Consider the following 18081-nt stretch of genomic DNA (forward strand, 5'->3'; position numbering starts at 1 on the left):
ATTTACAATTCACGGGTATGTAGAGACGTAGCATTGCTACGTCTCTACAATGATTTGGCATCGAACTACAAAAATGTATGCACACATAATTCATGACCAAATTCAGCAACGCCAAAAAACGAATTCATTTTCATTGTTTAAACTCCTTGACTTTTAGTCATGAAGACTAACTGATAACTGTTAACTGTAAAGCATGGTGGATCAACAGCCAAAAGAAATTTCTGGTTTGCGACTTTGGCAGTGGCGTAAAGCAGCTATCCAAGCGGCGATCGCTTCTGATGTTTCACCTGCCGAAGTAGATTGGTTACTGCAAGAGGTAGCTGGATTAGACCGTTTGGCACTTCGTTTAGAATCTTTTAAAGACTGGCCGCAAATTTCACTGCAACTGCCTTTAGAAGAATTAGAGGCGCTTTGGCAAAGACGATTAAACGATCGTCTGCCAGTGCAGTACATTACAGGAGTTACGCCTTGGCGGCAGTTTAAAATTGCAGTTTCTCCTGCGGTTTTGATTCCGAGACCAGAAACGGAGTGCTTAATTGATATTGCAGTGGCAGCAGTGCGTAAGGGCAGGGAAAATTTATGCTTAGAACAAGGACACTGGGCAGACTTAGGAACTGGTAGTGGAGCGATCGCCCTTGGACTAGCAGATGCCTTCAAGGAGGCAACAATTCATGCGGTTGACTGCTCAGAACAGGCGCTTTTAATTGCTCAAAAAAACGCCCAGAATTTAGGTCTTGCCGATCGCATCCGCTTTTACCAAGGTTATTGGTGGGAACCGCTACAGTCCCTACAAGGACAGTTTAGTGGTATGGTGTCTAATCCACCTTATATCCCTACAAGCATCGTATCTACCCTGCAACGAGAGGTTGTCAACCATGAGCCGCATCTCGCTTTGGATGGTGGTGCCGATGGTCTAGATTGTATCCGCCATTTGATCGCAACTTCCCCCGCCTATTTGCGATCGGGTGGGGTGTGGCTGGTTGAGATGATGGCTGGACAAGCAGATGCTGTACGAGAAATGTTGCAAAATCAAGGCAGCTACTGCAATATCGAAATTTATACCGATTTAGCTGGCATAGAACGCTTTGCCCTCGCTTACAAATTATGAGTTATAGATTATGAATTATGAAACTTATTCATATTTCATGATTCCTAATCATAGCGGTTCTCGTTTGAATGAGGTACGTGGGTAGGGGCAATTCATGAATTGCCCCTACAACTTCACTCAATTGGGAACCGCGACAACCATTTATAACTCATAATTTGAGCATGACACAAGTTTCTTTAGATACGCTCGTAGCTGGCGCACGAGCAGGTAAATTAGTAAGCTTTCCTACAGATACCGTTCCCGCACTGGCAGCTTTACCAGAGCAGGGAGCGTTAATTTTTACAGCCAAGCAGCGCGGTCAAGATAAACCTTTGATATTAATGGCAGCAAGTGCAGATGAACTCTGGCCTTTTGTCAAGGGTAGCGAGGAAGAATATAAGATTTGGCAGAGTATAGCAAAAAAATATTGGCCGGGAGCGCTGACTTTAGTTTTACCAGCTTCAGCACGGGTGCCAATAGCCATGAATCCTATAGACCCGACAACAATTGGCATCCGCGTACCTAACAGTGCGATCGCTCAAAAAATTCTGGCACAAACAGGGCCGCTTGCGACAACCAGCGCTAATTTATCAGGTCAGCCACCCTTGCAAACAATGGCAGAAATTGCAGTTCAGTTCCCTGAAGTTTTGACTCTGGCGACGATGGAATGCGAAAGTGAAACGTCAGGCAATGGAGTACCTTCCACAGTTGTTAAATGGACAGGGATGAATTGGCAGATTTTGCGGCAAGGAGCAGTGAAGCTGGAAATTTAAGTTGGGAATACAACTTAGCTAGCTATAATGCTTTTTTATCAGTATCGATCTCAAATTTTGCCGCTTTATTTCTGCATTAGGAAGTAAAATTGTCCAACACAGCTGTCTGGATCAAACTCAGGTAGCAAAGTCAACACAAGGCGCAAAAGCGATCGGATGCGGCTGCGTTTTTGACTGGGTGCTGAGTAGAAAAATCTCTAGACTTTGTCTTTGCAAGCTGAGATGAGGTCAAAATCTGCTTTCTGAAGCAACTCCGGAAGTTGATTTTGCACCTGTGTGGTCAATTAGGAAGGTTAATATTTGCCAAATCTATGAATTGGAGTAATTGGGTATATCTAGGAGCAGGATTATTGTTGGGAGCAGGTCTTCGGGAATTATTGGTGCGGATTAACAGTCTATCTAATTCATCCCCATTACCACCAACAGAAAAACACGATGTGGCAGAACTCCGACAACAGATCGAGCAAACGCAACTGGCATATCAGATGGCACAAGAAATGAGCCAGTTTAAAGCGGGGTTTTTAGCTCGGACTACTCATGTATTGCGATCGCCCATCAATGGTTTAATCGGCTTACATCAATTAATTTTGGCGGATTTATGTGAAAATCCAGAAGAAGAGCGAGAATTTATTCAGCAAGCTCACGAACGAGCGTTGAAACTGCTCAATCTGATTGATGAAATTCTCAACGTCGCCAGACTAGAACACGGTACTAACAAGTTAGATATTCAATCGCGATCGCTAGCCGAACTATTGCAGGAAGTTTATGACTTAACTTATATACTGGCAGAAAATCGGAATTTTCCCTTCAAGGTTTTACTGCCAGACCCAGAGTTACGCATACTAGTAGATCCCCGCTGGTTCAAACAGGTATTGATAAATCTAATTGAAACTACTATCGCCAAGATGGAAGAAGGTAGTATTTGTATTTCTGCCCAAGCTTCATCTACAAATAATTTAGTTTATATTTGGATAGATATACCTACCTATGCGTTTGTAAATACTGAGCCAATCAATTTAATTACATCTGAAGATGTATTTGCTAAAACTGACGAAGAAAACATTAGTTTTCCAATAGGAATGAAGTTATTACTTAGTCAAACTATCTTAGAATTTATGGGGGGTAAATTAGAAATCGTTCCATTTGTTGGAGCGACAGAACAGGTTGAATATATTACTAGGCTGCAAATATCTATTCCCCAATTTACTAGAACACCGATTCAGTAATCTTCAAATGAAAGGAAGGACAAAACAAGTCAAAAGTCAAAATTAGAATCTTTTGACTTTTGACTTGATACTTTTGACTTCCCGAAGGGTGTCTTCTCCCTATCCCTTGTCTCATTCATAAAGACAATTTCTGAATACTGAATCGACTTTCTAGTTTGTAGGGTGCATTACGGCGCATTCTTCAACTTACAAGTCAAAAATTAAATTTAATGAAGCACCTAACGCACTCTACAGTTATTTTATTTTTACTTTATAAATTACCTCTTACACCCTTTGTTTAGTTCTGAAGCTGAATTTCTGCAACTGAAAGGGAAGCAAGGTTGGATTGATTGTATAGTACCATCGTAGTCGTAGAATTCTTTTGAAAACCTATCTTTTCATAGAACTGCTGCTGGTGAGTAGTCATTAAGTAAACACGCTCTACTCGTTGTATATGAGGATGACTCAGAACAGTTTCTACTAACTTATTGCCCAGCCCATTACCACGATAGTCTGGATGAATTACAACATCCCAAATGGTGGCACGGTAAATCCCATCGGAAGTTGCCCTAGCAAAACCAATTAATTGCTGTCCATCCCAAATAGTAATCACAGGATCGCTGTTGGCAATAGCTATGCCCAAATCCTCTACACTGCGCCCTTTTGCCCAGAAAGCTGAAAGGTTGAACAGTTGTTGGAGTTGGTAAAGGTCAATTTCCGATTTGCGATCGCTAAATTGAATCTGAGAAGAATTCATAAATCGCCCCAATTCAGGCTGTATCTTTGCTCACCTTCGCTTTGCAAGATACAGCCTTTATGGTTCTATAGCAACTATTTTTTTAATAAAAAATTCAAGATTTACTGACAAATCCACTTCCACAGAGGATGGCTAGATCCCTGCTGACGTATCTTAAAAACCTGTTTTTCTAGGCGTTGTTTATGCTGCGGTGTTAGCCCAAATACAATATTCCGGCTTTGCCAAACTAATACAGCGACGGTCATACCAATGCAAAAAGCTAAACCAAGAGTAGCAAATGGATGGTAGAAAAGTCCGTATCTTACCGCTACCCAGGTAAAGTATTGCCGCCACAGAGCAATTTCTTCACGTAGATCCCATATTGATATAGGGGCAATTGTGAACCACAAACAGGCGACAAACAGCCATCTGCCATATACCGTAAGACGATGTAGCTTTTGCACTTGTTCAGCGAAAGATGCCTCTGACTGCTCACTATTGGGGAATTTTTCCGGTTGATCCATAGACGTATGAATTATGAATTATAAATTATGAATTATGAAAAGCAATAATATTTCAAGGATTCTGTGTTTTGTAGAAATGCTGTAAACAGCAAGTCTTTACAACGACAATATATGGTTCCGGCTTCTAATCCACATTAAGCGTGAATTATGAAGCAATAAGCATTTTCTTAATTCATAATTCAGCATTCATAATTCATAATTTTTCAGATCCATCTATAGACTCGGCAGTTTGAGGAACAACGGATTCGCCTTTGCGTTCTCGCCACCAAGCAAGGAGAGTACTGGCGACAAAAATGCTGGAATATGCCCCCATTGTGAAACCAATAATCAAGGCTAAGGAAAAGTTTTTTAGGGTTTCTCCACCAAACAGGTAGATGGCAAATAATGTCAGCAATACAGTTAAGGTTGTGTTGATTGATCGTGCTAGGGTTTGATTGACTGCATCATCTACCACTTCATTGATTGATTGATTGGGATTGCGGCTGAGTGTTTCCCGAATGCGATCGTAAATGACTACGGTATCGTTCACTGAGAAACCGGTAATGGTCAGCAGAGCAACAATAAATAAACTGTCTACTTCTGTGCCTACTGTCAAACCAAGTATCGAGAACATGCCTACCGTAATCAACACATCGTGAAACAGAGCAATGATGGCAAATACGGCATAGTCCAGTTGGAAGCGAACGCTCATGTAGACAATGATGCCAACAAAGGAAACCACCAAAGCAATGACACCACTTCTAAACAACTCTCGCCCGATGGTAGGGCCAACAGTGTCAATTTGGGTTTTTTGCGGATCAAAGGAGCCAATTTTTTCGCTTAAGGCGTTTTGCAACTTAGTACGCTGTTCGACATCCAATGTTTTGGTGCGAATTAATACACCATTGTCTTTACCTGTTTCCTTATCAGCGACAATTTGAATGCTGCTGTCACCCAAGCCTTGTTCTTTTGCTACTTCTCGAACAACGTTGATATCAATGTCTTGATTGCAGTTATCTGGATTAGTACAATCCCGTTCAAACTGCAAGCGTGTACCACCAACGAAATCCAGACTTGGGCGTAGGGGTGCACCAATTTGTTGCCAGGAAATCACCATTGAGATGATACCAGCAAGAATGACGGCGAGAGAAATAGCCCACCACAGCGATCGCGATTTATTGATACTTAGTTTCATCGAGCCACCTCTGCCTGATTTGAGGCTGGCAAATTAGGACAATATAGTTCTGGTTTCCGCAATGAAGGAATGGAAATTGCCAAAAACATCAACGTTCGACTACAGGTAATTGCTGAAAACATACTCACCGCTACCCCTAAAGCCAGGGTCAGCGCAAAGCCTTTTACCAAACTAGATCCCAGCCAGAACAGCGCAGCACAAGCAATCCAGGTCGTAACGTTACTATCCAAAATACTGGAAAAGGCGCGGTAAAAGCCAGATTCCACAGAACGATACAAGGTTTTACCTGCTCGCAACTCTTCCCGCGTGCGTTCAAATATAAGCACATTAGCATCAACTGCCATACCAATACTGAGGATAAAACCTGCAATTCCTGGTAGTGTTAGGGTGACGCCTAACAAAGCAAAACTAGCCCAAGTCAGCAGGGTATAAATCACTAGTGATATATCCGCAATCAGTCCCGGGAGTCTATAGTACACCACCATAAATATCAGTACTAAAACCAGACCACCAAGACCTGCCCAGATGCTGCGTTGCACACTATCTTGACCCAGGGTTGCTCCAACTGTCCGAATTTCACCTATTTCTACCGGTACAGGTAATGCGCCGCCGCGTAGCTGCACACCTAATTCATTGGCTTCTTGGGGTGTAAAGTTACCAGTAATCACCGCAGCACCACCCGCAATACCAGTACTGGCGAACTCTGGGCCAACTACAGGAGAACTAATCAGTTCGTTATCGAGAAAAATACCGATGCTGCGGCCAGTACCGGCAAGGTTTTTGGTGATTTGGGCAAAAAGATCGCCGCCTTGTTGGTCAAAGCGAATCGCAACTTCCCAATTATTGCCTGAGGTTGGTTGTCCTTGGGCGTCTTTGAGAAATTTACCTGTGAGTGGTGGGTTAGTGCTTTCAAATAATTCAGCGATCGCCTTGCTATTATTTTGCAGCGCTTCTTGATTTTTTTGAATTGCTGCGGTGTCCTGAGAGTTTTGCAATTCCTGTTGCTTTTGTTTGAGTTCGAGTTGCGATGCTCGTAAAGCAAACAGTTGAGCTTCGGTATTTGGTTTTTGCTGGCGAAACTCTAACTGCGCTGTACCTCCCAGAACTCGTTCTGCTTGCTGTGGATCGTTGACTCCGGGTAGTTGCACCAAGATCTTGTCTTCTCCTACTGTTTGGATCACAGGTTCAGAGACGCCAAGACCGTTGACGCGACCTTCAACTACACTTTTAACAGCTTCCAATTCTCGCTCCGTGATACGTGGAATTTCTGGAGTTGTCTTCACTTGAATTGTTAGCTGTGAGCCTCCCCGCAAGTCTAATCCTCGGGGTACGGGAATTGTGGCAATTACCACAATCGCGGCAATTACCAAAAATAAAATTAAAGCTAATAGCGATCGCTGTCTTTGCATACCATCACTCGCTGCGACAAACGATATGATAGCGCTCTTTGATGAGTTATGAGTGAAGAGTTAAGTTATTTTAGGGACTGGGGATTGGGGATAAGGGCATAAAAATTATGAATTATGAATTATGAATTATGAAATTTTCAGCCCAATCGCATTCATCATTCATAATTCTCACCAGTACCCAATACCCCATCCCCGATCCCCGATCTAAACTCGCAAAGCTACCATTTTTTCTACAGCTTCGACAATTTGCTCTGGTTGAACAATTGTCAATCTCTCCATAGTACCGTTATAAGGTGTGGGAATATCTTGGGAAGAAAGCCGCAGTACTGGCGCATCCAACTCATCAAAAAAGCGATCGTTAATTGATGCAATTATTTCGGCTGCAACGCCCCCTGTTTTCATGCACTCTTCGACTATAATTACTCGATGGGTTTTCCGCACGGATGCCCCAATTGTATCCATATCTAAAGGTTTGAGAGATATTAAATCGATAACTTCCGGGTCAAAACCTTGTTTTTCCAATGTTTTTACAGCTTGCAGTACATGATGCCGCATCCGCGAGTAGGTGAGAATTGTGACATCTTTACCACGACGGACGACTTCTGCTTTATCCAGTGGTAGCAGATATTCTTCCTCTGGTAAATTTTCTTTCAAGTTATAAAGCAGGACGTGTTCAAAGAACAACACCGGGTTGTCATTGCGGATAGCAGATTTGAGAAGTCCTTTGGCGTTGTAAGGTGTAGAGCAGGCAACAATCTTTAATCCCGGAACGGCTTGAAAATAAGCTTCCAATCGCTGAGAATGTTCTGCTCCTAGCTGACGTCCTACACCACCAGGGCCACGAATAACCATCGGAATTTTAAAGTTACCACCAGAGGTATAGCGTAGCATCCCGGCATTGTTAGCTATTTGGTTAAAGGCAAGGAGCAAAAAGCCCATGTTCATGCCTTCAATAATTGGCCGCAACCCGGTCATTGCTGCTCCCACTGCCAAGCCAGTAAAGCTATTTTCGGCGATGGGAGTGTCTAAAACTCTCAGTTCGCCGTATTTTTGATACAAGTCTTTGGTAACTTTGTAAGAACCACCGTAGTGTCCTACGTCTTCACCAAGCACAAATACAGTTGAGTCACGCGCCATTTCTTCATCAATGGCTTCCCGTAGGGCGTTGAAGAGTAGTGTTTCTGCCATTCGACCTCGTATGCGATTATTGTTCTAGAATCTTATCGTGCTTCTGCTATCAATACGGTGAGCGATGCTCCAAAAAAGAGCAGAAGGGCGAGTTTGCACGCTTTGTAAGCAGGCAAGAGGCAGAACAGAAAACGCAGAAGCCTATATTGCTCGTAACAAGCAGTTTGTTGTCTATTTATATAACTATCGAGTCAGTTCTGCCTTAGTGTACTAGTTTGCTAGCTATCAATCGCTATTTTAACTGTAATTCAAAAGGGACTGGCTATTGATGAATGGGAAGTAAGTGAGATTCTTTCCCAGTCCCCAGTATCTAATCACCCTACTTTAGGAGAAGCTGCCCTGACAGGCGTCTACGCCACTTTCCCATCTCGGCAGAAGCTAAGACGGGAAGCGATTTCACCAGTACCCAATGGAGAAAAGGCATCTTGCCCGTTTGCTTGTATGCTAGCCCATAATTATTTTGTTTAATCAAAGTGTGCAAAATCAAATGCATTGAGATAACGGTATTTATTATTTCAGCTAGCTACAGCCGTATCTCAGCAGCAGAAGTGTCAGGCATAGGAGTGACTTGATTGACCTGATTATTTGGAAACCTTCTTGGTCTTCCTGGTTTACGTTTATGCCGCTGATTGATAGATTTTTCGCTTGCTGCTGCCAATTCTTCTGGTGTGCATTTAAATAGTCGCAACGCTTCTAAGTATTTTTTGGGCGTCATTGTAGGTTCAGTACGTCCTGCTTCCCAGTTGCGAACACTGGTTTCACTGATTGCAAGCCTGAAGGCAACCTCTGCACGGCTAAGTCCCGCACGTTCTCTCAGGACTTGCATATCCATATCTGAATGCTCCCTTTGATAACTATATGAATGCATTTAATAAATCAGTTGACGTAAAAATGCCAACTGAAAACAAATTATTAACTATATTATTTTATAAGCGATCGCTGTACCTTATGACAAACAAAAGATTCCTATATTTCTGTACAATCTCTTATAAAATTCTCTATGCAAAACCTTAAATATCTGTACCTATTTTTATACAGGACTAACTTTCACGTTTACCAACGTACCCAATACAAGATAAATCTGTATACTATCAACAAAGAAAACCTTGTGAATTAGGTGGAGTTTTGCTTTAGGCGATAGATAAGACAGGAGACAGCCGATAATCTTTTCAGAACCTTTTTGTATGCACCTCAGCTACCAAAAAATTACACTAGCGATCGCTGTTATAAGTAGGTCAACATAATTAAACGTAAAATATCTTGTATTTGATACGGGCGGGCAGGATGCTCCGAAGTTCCGAACCCTTTGGGAAGCCGCCCGGAGGGCGTCTACGGAGGAAGCCTCCGCTCGGACTTCTCTCCACCCCACAAGAGCTTTAATAATATTGTGGGGTGGGCTTCTAGCCCGCACTGTTTTTAGTTTATTTATGCCTTTCTACTTATCTCGGATAAGGAGTTTCGGAGCATTATATTTGATATTGTATTTATTTTGAAGATACGCTAGGGTATCCAAAATATTACTGTTAAATTAAGTAATTTTTTAAACTAAAAAATTACTGACAATTGTCCTGTAGCTAGAGATATAAAAAGTAAAATTTTTGATTTTGAATTTCTTTCCACAACAATCTCACGCCTAGATACCAAGACAAGCAACGGATGTGTAACAGATAAATTTTTTGGTCGGACTCGCGGTTCAACTATCTGCTATATCTGCTACAGCATCTGTCGCCAACTTTGCACCTCTGCGTGAGATTTACAAGCAAATTATGCAGATGAAATTTTGTCATCTTTGAGGACTAGCCACTGCTTACCCCAGCCAACGCGCTGCATCTTTAGCATGGTAGGTCAAAATCAAGTCCGCCCCAGCGCGTTTGAAACCGATTAAAGTTTCCATCACCACGCGCTGTTCGTCAATCCAACCGTTGAGGGCGGCAGCTTTCACCATAGAATATTCACCGGAAACGTTGTAAGCAGCAACGGGTAGATTGCTAACTTCCTTAACGCGCCAGATGATATCCATGTAAGCCAAGGCTGGCTTCACCATCAACATATCAGCGCCTTCAGCGATATCTAACTCAATTTCTTTGAGGGCTTCGCGGGCATTACCGGGGTCCATTTGATAGGTACGGCGATCGCCAAACTGCGGTGCTGAGTCAGCTGCATCCCGGAACGGGCCGTAGTAAGCCGAAGCATACTTAGCTGCATATGATAAAATTGGCGTATCTTGGAATCCCGCTTCATCCAAACCAACACGAATAGCTTGCACAAATCCATCCATCATCCCAGAAGGCGCGATGATATCCGCACCCGCTTTTGCTTGGGAAACAGCGGTTTTCTTGAGTAATTCTAGGGTGGGATCGTTGAGTACTCTTCCTGTCAAGTCACCGACTTGCAAATAGCCGCAGTGGCCGTGACTGGTGTACTCGCACAAACAAGTATCAGCAATGATAATCAAATCGGGCACTGCTTCTTTCACAGCAGTGGCAGCTTTCTGGACAATACCGCAATCATGCCAAGCGCCAGTGGCATCCACATCTTTATCGGCGGGAATGCCAAACAAAATAATAGCGGGAATGCCCAGGTCATAAACTTCTTTAGCCTCTTCCACAATTTTGTCTATTGAAAGCTGGAAGACACCTGGCATTGATTTGACTTCATTGGCAATTCCCTCACCTGGTACAGCAAACAGAGGGTAAATTAAGTCATTTGTGGTGAGAACGGTTTCGCGTACCATCCGACGCAGTTGGGAATGGGTACGCAGGCGACGGGGTCGATGAATTGGAAACATAAAGTTTTATAAACTAAAAAACTCAAATGGACGAAAAACAAAGCGTCACACATCCAGGGCAAAACCTTGCTCCCGTAGGACACACTGCAAAAAGCGCTTAACTGTCCTCTGCCCTACTGCTGATGCTGTGGGGCAATTTTGTATTTTACAGCTTGCTTGCCATTTCTCTGCGAGAAGGCAGGTAAACTATATTAAAATTCTCATCAAAATAGTAGATGAACTGGATTATCAATCACTGATGGAATAAGTGTGAGGTTCAATAGTAATTGGCAATTAAAACACAGCCTCTTACCAATTACCATTTTGCAATTACCAGCTATTTCAAAGTCACTTCTTTATCTAAATATATTCATCAGTGACCTTAGTGCTAACGGAGAAAAATCACTTTTATGCTACACAAGTCGGAAAATGAAGGGATAGCGGAATGGTTTTTCAGTGTCGCTAAGAACGTGGTAAAGCGCCCAAATAGTTAATCCCCAGTGGATGACAAACCAGATACCGGCCAAAGGTATCAATAAACCGAAAGTGATCCAGATTAGCACACCAATAATAGCTCCATAGAACCAGACATTAAAGTGGAAATTAATCGCTTCTTTGGCATTCTCTCTAACAACAGGATCTTCAGTTAAAAAAACGATGAAAATTGGTAGACCAATTGATACTAATGTAGTACTAAAAAAAATTGCTCCGTGACACAGGGCTGATAAAAGCTTGCGCTTGTCCGTGTCGTACATTACTTTCCCCCTTTTATTCAGGTTTCAGTTACATTAAGACCCTATCATGAGCATCGTTGCCTTAAGATTAAAAGACTCGCTAAAGTTGGAAAAAGTTAAGTTAAGTTAAGTTACAAGTAGATACAGTTATGTCAACTGACCTAGAGTTAGAGCTTCACAAAGCAGTTGAAAGTCGGCGCAATTTTGCGATTATTTCTCACCCTGATGCTGGTAAAACTACGCTGACAGAAAAGCTACTGCTATACGGAGGTGCAATTCACGAAGCTGGTGCAGTCAAAGCACGGCGGGCGCAACGCAAAGCTACGTCCGATTGGATGGCAATGGAACAACAACGGGGTATTTCTATTACTTCTACAGTCTTGCAATTTGTATACCAGGACTGTCAGATAAATTTATTAGATACTCCCGGCCACCAAGATTTTAGTGAAGATACTTATCGCACTCTGGCAGCAGCAGATAATGCGGTGATGCTAATTGATGCTGCCAAAGGTTTGGAACCCCAGACGCGCAAGTTGTTTGAAGTGTGTAAGATGCGGGGTATTCCTATCTTCACATTTGTAAACAAGCTAGACCGTCCAGGACGAGAACCGCTGGAACTGCTGGATGAAATTGAACAAGAATTAGGATTGCAAACCTATGCGGTTAACTGGCCCATTGGTATGGGCGATCGCTTTAAAGGTATCTTTGACCGCCGACAACAACAAATCCACCTATTTGAAAGAACTGCCCACGGTAGTAAAGAAGCAATAGACACGGTAGTTGATTTGGGCAATGCCAAAATTGAACAACTCCTAGAACAAGACCTTTACTATCAACTAAAAAACGATTTAGAACTTTTAGAAGGTGTGGGGCCGGATCTAGATTTAGAGTTGGTACACCAAGGCAAAATGACACCTGTTTTCTTTGGTAGTGCCATGACTAACTTCGGGGTAGAATTATTCCTTAAGTCTTTTCTAGATTACGCCCTCAAACCAGGCTCTCATAACAGCACTATCGGTGAAGTTTTCCCTGCCTACCCAGAATTTTCTGGGTTTGTGTTCAAACTTCAGGCCAATATGGACCCAAAACATCGCGATCGCGTGGCGTTTGTACGCGTCTGTACGGGCAAGTTTGAAAAAGATATGACGGTAAATCACGCTCGCACAGGCAAAATTGTCCGTCTGTCTCGTCCGCAAAAACTCTTTGCCCAAGAACGGGAATCAATTGATGTCGCCTACCCAGGTGATGTAATCGGTTTAAACAATCCTGGAGTTTTTGCAATTGGGGATACAATTTACACTGGACAAAAGTTAGAGTATGAGGGTATTCCTTATTTCTCTCCAGAGTTGTTTGCGATTCTCCGCAACCCGAACCCCTCCAAATTCAAGCAATTTCAAAAAGGTGTTTCTGAGTTGCGCGAAGAAGGGGCCGTACAAATTATGTACTCAGTGGATGAAGCCAAGCGCGATCCAATTCTGGCTGCGGTGGGTCAGTTGCAATTCGAGGTGGTGCAATTCCGCTTACAAAATGAATATGGAGTGGAAACCATGTTAGAGTTATTGCCCTACAGCGTTGCCCGTTGGGTTGAGGGTGGTTGGGAAGAGTTGAACAAGGTAGGACGCTTATTCAATACAACCACAGTCAAAGATAGCATGGGTCGCCCAGTCTTGCTGTTCCGCAATGAGTGGAACTGTCAACAATTACAGGGAGACCATCCAGAGTTGAAACTAAGTGCGATCGCCCCAGTATTTTCCGGTCAACAACCCGTGGAGGGCTAAGGGTCAACAACCCACTCATGGAGCAATCATCTGTGTGTAGCTTAGATGCTGACTGGCATTCCTCCCCCTCTTCCCCTTCGCCAGAAGAGGGGAAGAAATGCCAAATTTTTTGTTGAATGGTTAGTAGTTGGTGGTTAGTAGGTAGTAGATAGTGGTTAGTAGTTATTAGTTAACAAACAGCCACTAAGTAGTTATACGGAAAGAAAAGCAGCTATGTAAATAAGTGTTAAAAAGTTGTTTTCTGCCTACTAACTACTATCTACTAACTACTAACTACTAACTAACCCCAACAATATAGTTATTGGAGTGCAACCGGCTATGCCTTCGCATCCCGAACCATCTTTGAAGGCTGGTTTAACCGCCCTCAAGCAAGGGAACTACCAAACGGCGAAAACGATACTAGAAGCTGTTACTGCTACTACAAGCGATCGCACGGCTACCTTACAAGCCGAAATTGGTTTGGTTGTAGCCTATGCCCGTAGCGGTGAAGTACCAAAGGCGATCGCTCTGTGTGAAACACTGACTCAAAGTGACAATCCGCAAGTGAAGGAGTGGGCAGAACGCTCTTTACAGAAATTAACAAAACGTTATAAAAACCATACTCCATTAAAAACTGAATCAAAAACCGATGTAACAGGATTTGTCCCTTTTGAGAATTCATCACCTACTCCGTCCACAGTCACTTCTGAGTCAGAGTTTCAGGAGTCGGAGAATAGAGAGGGAAAAGAGGACACGGGGGATGAACTCATCACCTCGCAGCGTGTATCAGCACCAAATTCTACTCTGCGGGTGGCTACAACTCGAGGAGGCCCGCATGCTTGGTTGCCCTCTGCTTATTCCATGCCCCGCGTCTCTGTGCCCACAACTCCATCTCTATCACTCTCTGCATCTTCCATTTCTCCTACTGTTACGCCTAGTGATTCTTCTGCAACTGTTAATCGCGATCGAACCAAACCACTCACTATTTATTGGCGGCAAGCAGGACGTGCTAGGGTATGGCAACCGCTACCAAAGCGGGGCTTAAAGCTATTGCGGCTACTGCAATTAGGAACATTTGTAGCGCTGTTTTGGGTAATCCGGGCGCTGCTAATGTTAACAATGAGATTTATTAACGATATTTTAGTCAAGCTGCCCTTCCTTGAGCCAATACAGCTTTTATATACCAATCCCACTATCTTTCTACTGATCTCGCTCTTTCTATTGTTCTGCCTGTCTCCTTGGTTATTGGATCGGTTGCTGGCAGAATTTTATGGTCAGCAACCACTAGCAAAGGATCTTTTAAATCGGTCTAGCAAAGAGGCTGTGCGAGTATTGCAACGCTATTGCCAACAGCGGGGCTGGCAGACACCAAAATTGTTTATTATACCACTTGCTGCACCAGTTGCCTTTACTTATGGTAATTTACCTCGTACTGCCAGGATTGTGGTGAGTCGGGGACTTTTAGAACAACTTGCAGATGACGAAATCGCCACAATTTACGCCAGTCAGTTGGGACATATCGCCCACCGGGATTATGGAGTGATGTCACTGGTGCTACTGGTGACGATTCCGGTTTACCAACTATATCGGCAATTTGCGGAATGGGGAGACAGAAGTTTGCCATCAATTTGGCATCATGTTTTAGGTGTGCTGGCGAGTCTGATTTATTGTGTGTGGTGTTTACTCGTGGGGACAGCTTTGTGGTTGTCTCAGCTACGGCTTTATTATAGCGATCGCGTTGGTGCAGAAGTTACTGGTAATCCCAATGGGCTTACCCGGGCATTGCTCAAAATTGCGATTGGCATTGCTGGTGATGTGCAAAAGCAGGAACACACTAGCTGGCAGCTAGAAAGCTTAAATATAGTTATGCCAGTAGGCTACGAACAAAGTCTGTGTTTAGGCAGTATTGCTTCTCATACCACCTTTGAATCTTTCTTAATGTGGGATAATCTCAACCCCTATCGTTGGTGGTTTGTGATTAATAATACTCATCCTTTAATAGGCGATCGCCTCCAACGTCTTTGTCAGATTGCCCGTAATTGGCACGTAGTCCCGGAATTATATCTCGAAAGCCAACGCCCCTTAAGAGTAAAACGTCAGTCTTTTTTACTACAAATCGCTCCTTTTTTGGGAATTATTTTAGGTATTGTGTTTGGGGGTCTGATCTGGCTAATTTGGCAAATTATTTTCGCATTCAAGATTTTGAACCTGACGTGGATCTACGACGATTGGAATTTTCTCAAAGGTTCCATTTTGATTGGCTTTAGCATCGGCATTTTGCTGCGGATAAATTCCTTCTTTCCCAACATTAAACCTACTAACGTACAAACTGATGACCGTTTGCCCAACCTATTAACTAACCCTGCTGCCCTTCCCATCGATAGCACTGGCGTGCGTCTTGTTGGCAAGCTGTTAGGTCGTCAGGGTACTAGCAACTATTTAGGACAAGATTTAATCCTGCAATCTAGCACTGGTTTGGTGAAATTACATCATGTACCTTGGCTAAGACAGGGCATCAATCTTCAAGAGTTGATTGGTCGGCAGATCGTTGTCACTGGCTGGCTACGGCGGGGGGCTACACCTTGGATTGACATCCAAAGCTTGCAAACTCAAGGCGGAAGAACCCTTAATAGTCCTCATCCCATTTTGTCTATAGTTTTGGCTGTAGCAGCAGAGGTTTGGGGAGCATATATTCTCCTTAGAGGGTAAGAGTTAGTAGTTAGTAGTTAGTAGTTGTTTACCACTAACCACTAACCACTAACTACTAACCACCTACGGTTTGTAAACAAAAGTTGCAAAATCTTTCTGAATGTGTTACATTTATTCACATAAACAATAGCAAGCAATATAACTTAGTAACCTAGCTTAGTTATCATTCTCGGCTGCTTGCGCCAATAAATCCCCTTTTCTCCTCCCAACACAGCAGCAAATCAACCAGCCACTGGCTGGTTTTTGTTTCCAAAATGCCACATTGCCACACTTCAGAAAAAAAGTATTTTATGCTACGATGCATTCATGCAATCGTTGGAAATGTGTGTCCTGAACTAGCTACGTAGAAAATACCGTGATAATGTAAGAAATGGTATTTAATTCGTCGAAGGGCTTGAAGAAATTTCCTGTCGTAAGCAGTAGGTTTAAAATTAATAAATTCTTAGAATAAAGGTATTATTGGCGCAGTGTACGCTTTTGTATTAAACAAGCTTGATCCTGGTAAAAAACTGTATTGTACAGATTAAAATTTTGGATTAAAAAAATTGGTTTGTGGCAATGTTGGTCAATAGCATCTATCAAAACAAAAGCCAAAGCCAAGTTACTGTTTTTTGCCTGGTAGTTTTCAATCAACTCTGGAGGTGTAGTCCATGTCCGTTCGTCTATATATAGGTAATCTGCCTAAAGAAGAAATAGATCGTCAAGAACTGCAAGCAGTTTTTGCAGAAGAAGGCGATGCTGTCACCACTAAACTGATCAAAGACCGAAAAACAGGCAAATGCCGTGGCTTCGGTTTTCTCACAGTCAATAATGATGAACAAGCAGACCATATTATTGAAAAATACAATGGTCAATTGTTCAAAGATTCTCCCATCAAATTAGAAAAAGCATTACCTCGCACGAAGGGAGAAGATAGCGAAGAACAACCAGCAGCTAAAGCTGTTAGTCATGCTGGTGGTAATGCTGGTGGTAGTGCCCCGAGAGAAAACAAGAAACCTAAAAAATCTCGTCGTGGTGGTCCCAGAGAAAGCACCCCAGCTGCGGACACAGATGCTATTCGTCCAGATCCCCGCTGGGCGTCTGAGTTGGAAAAACTCAAGCAGATGTTAGCCGCACAAACTACTAGTTAAGACAGCAGTAGAAGTGATTAAAAATTAAAAATTCAAAACAAACTTGAATTTTTAATTTTTAATTATCTACCTGCGAGCTAGTTAACTATAAGGGTATTTGAAGCCATTGTTGTAAGTGCGATCGCAACTGTTGGGTAAACTGCGATCGCTGGTCAAATTTTTCTGTGCGGATTGGCTTGCGTTGCCGATCTAGCATCCAACCATAGTCGCTGCTAAGGCGTAGTTTATCTTGCCAGTCTGAAATAGAGACAATCAGCCCAGGCGCGGGGCTGGAGTCTATACCTTCTACTTTGAATACATAATTAAAGGTATTCTGTTTGCCAGGAGCTACTGTAGAAGGCTGACCGCATTCTGCCAACAGTCGCGATCGCACTTGTTCAATTAAACCTGGTTGATCTAATTCTTCCAGCGTCCGAACCGCTAGGGTGAGAGCAAAGTAAAACTCTTCAACGGGAATGAATTTTAGTTGCATAAGTGTATTTTACTGGAAGCAGAGTCTTTAATTTCTGCAATCGCTTTTTATTTCGCTACAATGCTTGTTGTCTTTGAATTCTTTCTCAGCATATCAGCAAGTGCGATCGGCTCACCGGAACTAGTCCTATCTTCTCAGCACTTCTTCACCTTCATTCCATAGATGTAGTGTTCTACGTGCAGTGTTTCTATCTTGAAAATAGGGAAAAGGCAAAGGGGTAAAGGGGAAAGGAAAGATAGATTTTTATGCTTCGTTGTGAATAAAAGCTCATAGCGTCTGTTGCATGGTAGCTTGGTGAACCTAGAATTAGCAAATAGGCAAAAAGCAGTGCGATCACCTAAATAGAGACAATAGGTGGATAAGTTTAGCAGTAAAAAAGGATATGACACTCTAAATTTTTAGGTTTAGACAAATAC

General features: G+C 42.8%; 16 protein-coding genes. 7 read left to right on the forward strand and 9 right to left on the reverse strand.

Annotated elements, in window-relative coordinates; genetic code table 11:
• Positions 1-193 precede the first annotated feature (193 nt).
• The 3 genes from prmC to HXY43_RS16100 all read left to right on the forward strand — a co-directional run bounded on the left by prmC (position 194) and on the right by HXY43_RS16100 (position 3086).
• On the forward strand, positions 194-1108 hold the full coding sequence (gene prmC / locus HXY43_RS16090) for a peptide chain release factor N(5)-glutamine methyltransferase (protein ID WP_290884574.1): 915 nt from the start codon (positions 194-196) through the stop codon (positions 1106-1108).
• 161 nt (positions 1109-1269) lie between these two features.
• Positions 1270-1860 (forward strand): L-threonylcarbamoyladenylate synthase, encoded by a 591-nt coding sequence (locus HXY43_RS16095; protein WP_026733126.1) that lies wholly within the window; start codon positions 1270-1272, stop codon positions 1858-1860.
• A gap of 311 nt (positions 1861-2171) precedes the next feature.
• On the forward strand, positions 2172-3086 hold the full coding sequence (locus HXY43_RS16100; RefSeq protein ID WP_290884578.1) for a HAMP domain-containing sensor histidine kinase: 915 nt from the start codon (positions 2172-2174) through the stop codon (positions 3084-3086).
• Between the two features lie 277 nt (positions 3087-3363).
• Here the strand turns inward: HXY43_RS16100 and HXY43_RS16105 are convergent, their stop codons facing one another.
• The 5 genes from HXY43_RS16105 to HXY43_RS16125 form a co-directional block, all read right to left on the reverse strand.
• Complete coding sequence (locus HXY43_RS16105; protein WP_026733128.1) at positions 3364-3822, reverse strand: GNAT family N-acetyltransferase; 459 nt, start codon at positions 3820-3822, stop codon at positions 3364-3366.
• A gap of 101 nt (positions 3823-3923) precedes the next feature.
• Positions 3924-4325 carry a hypothetical protein gene (locus tag HXY43_RS16110; protein WP_290884583.1) on the reverse strand — a complete coding sequence of 134 codons (402 nt, stop codon included), beginning with the start codon at positions 4323-4325 and terminating at the stop codon, positions 3924-3926.
• Positions 4326-4518: 193 nt separating this feature from the next.
• A complete protein-coding gene (gene secF / locus HXY43_RS16115; RefSeq protein ID WP_290884586.1) occupies positions 4519-5499 on the reverse strand; it encodes a protein translocase subunit SecF in 981 nt (326 codons plus the stop codon).
• Positions 5496-6908, reverse strand: a complete 1413-nt coding sequence (secD, locus tag HXY43_RS16120) for a protein translocase subunit SecD (RefSeq protein WP_290884590.1) — start codon at positions 6906-6908, stop codon at positions 5496-5498. The genes secF and secD overlap by 4 nt, the downstream gene beginning before the upstream one ends.
• 204 nt (positions 6909-7112) lie before the next feature.
• A complete protein-coding gene (locus HXY43_RS16125) occupies positions 7113-8096 on the reverse strand; it encodes an alpha-ketoacid dehydrogenase subunit beta (protein WP_290884593.1) in 984 nt (327 codons plus the stop codon).
• 64 nt (positions 8097-8160) lie between these two features.
• Between HXY43_RS16125 and HXY43_RS16130 the strand changes: the two genes are divergently transcribed.
• Positions 8161-8310 carry a hypothetical protein gene (locus HXY43_RS16130; RefSeq protein ID WP_290884596.1) on the forward strand — a complete coding sequence of 50 codons (150 nt, stop codon included), beginning with the start codon at positions 8161-8163 and terminating at the stop codon, positions 8308-8310.
• A 309-nt stretch (positions 8311-8619) separates the two neighbouring features.
• Here the strand turns inward: HXY43_RS16130 and HXY43_RS16135 are convergent, their stop codons facing one another.
• The 3 genes from HXY43_RS16135 to HXY43_RS16145 all read right to left on the reverse strand — a co-directional run bounded on the left by HXY43_RS16135 (position 8620) and on the right by HXY43_RS16145 (position 11618).
• The gene (locus tag HXY43_RS16135; protein WP_290884599.1) at positions 8620-8928 is read right to left on the reverse strand and encodes a helix-turn-helix transcriptional regulator; all 309 of its coding nucleotides are present in this window, start codon (positions 8926-8928) and stop codon (positions 8620-8622) included.
• A 975-nt stretch (positions 8929-9903) separates the two neighbouring features.
• On the reverse strand, positions 9904-10884 hold the full coding sequence (hemB, locus tag HXY43_RS16140) for a porphobilinogen synthase (RefSeq protein ID WP_290884602.1): 981 nt from the start codon (positions 10882-10884) through the stop codon (positions 9904-9906).
• Positions 10885-11276: 392 nt separating this feature from the next.
• Positions 11277-11618: a DUF4870 domain-containing protein gene (locus tag HXY43_RS16145; RefSeq protein ID WP_026733135.1), complete on the reverse strand. Its 342-nt coding sequence runs from the start codon at positions 11616-11618 to the stop codon at positions 11277-11279.
• Positions 11619-11746: 128 nt separating this feature from the next.
• Here HXY43_RS16145 and prfC point away from each other — a divergent pair, with 128 nt between their 5' ends.
• The 3 genes from prfC (at position 11747) to HXY43_RS16160 (ending at position 17193) form a co-directional block, all read left to right on the forward strand.
• Positions 11747-13375, forward strand: a complete 1629-nt coding sequence (prfC, locus tag HXY43_RS16150; protein ID WP_290884607.1) for a peptide chain release factor 3 — start codon at positions 11747-11749, stop codon at positions 13373-13375.
• A gap of 318 nt (positions 13376-13693) precedes the next feature.
• A complete protein-coding gene (locus tag HXY43_RS16155) occupies positions 13694-16063 on the forward strand; it encodes a zinc metalloprotease HtpX (protein ID WP_290884610.1) in 2370 nt (789 codons plus the stop codon).
• Between the two features lie 650 nt (positions 16064-16713).
• Positions 16714-17193 carry an RNA-binding protein gene (locus HXY43_RS16160; RefSeq protein ID WP_026733138.1) on the forward strand — a complete coding sequence of 160 codons (480 nt, stop codon included), beginning with the start codon at positions 16714-16716 and terminating at the stop codon, positions 17191-17193.
• A gap of 85 nt (positions 17194-17278) precedes the next feature.
• Here HXY43_RS16160 and HXY43_RS16165 read toward each other — a convergent pair whose 3' ends face one another.
• Complete coding sequence (locus tag HXY43_RS16165; RefSeq protein ID WP_290884614.1) at positions 17279-17665, reverse strand: hypothetical protein; 387 nt, start codon at positions 17663-17665, stop codon at positions 17279-17281.
• Between the last annotated feature and the right edge of the window lie 416 nt (positions 17666-18081).

Origin of the sequence: Fischerella sp. (assembly GCF_013388695.1) — a bacterium.
Taxonomy (GTDB): domain Bacteria; phylum Cyanobacteriota; class Cyanobacteriia; order Cyanobacteriales; family Nostocaceae; genus PCC9605.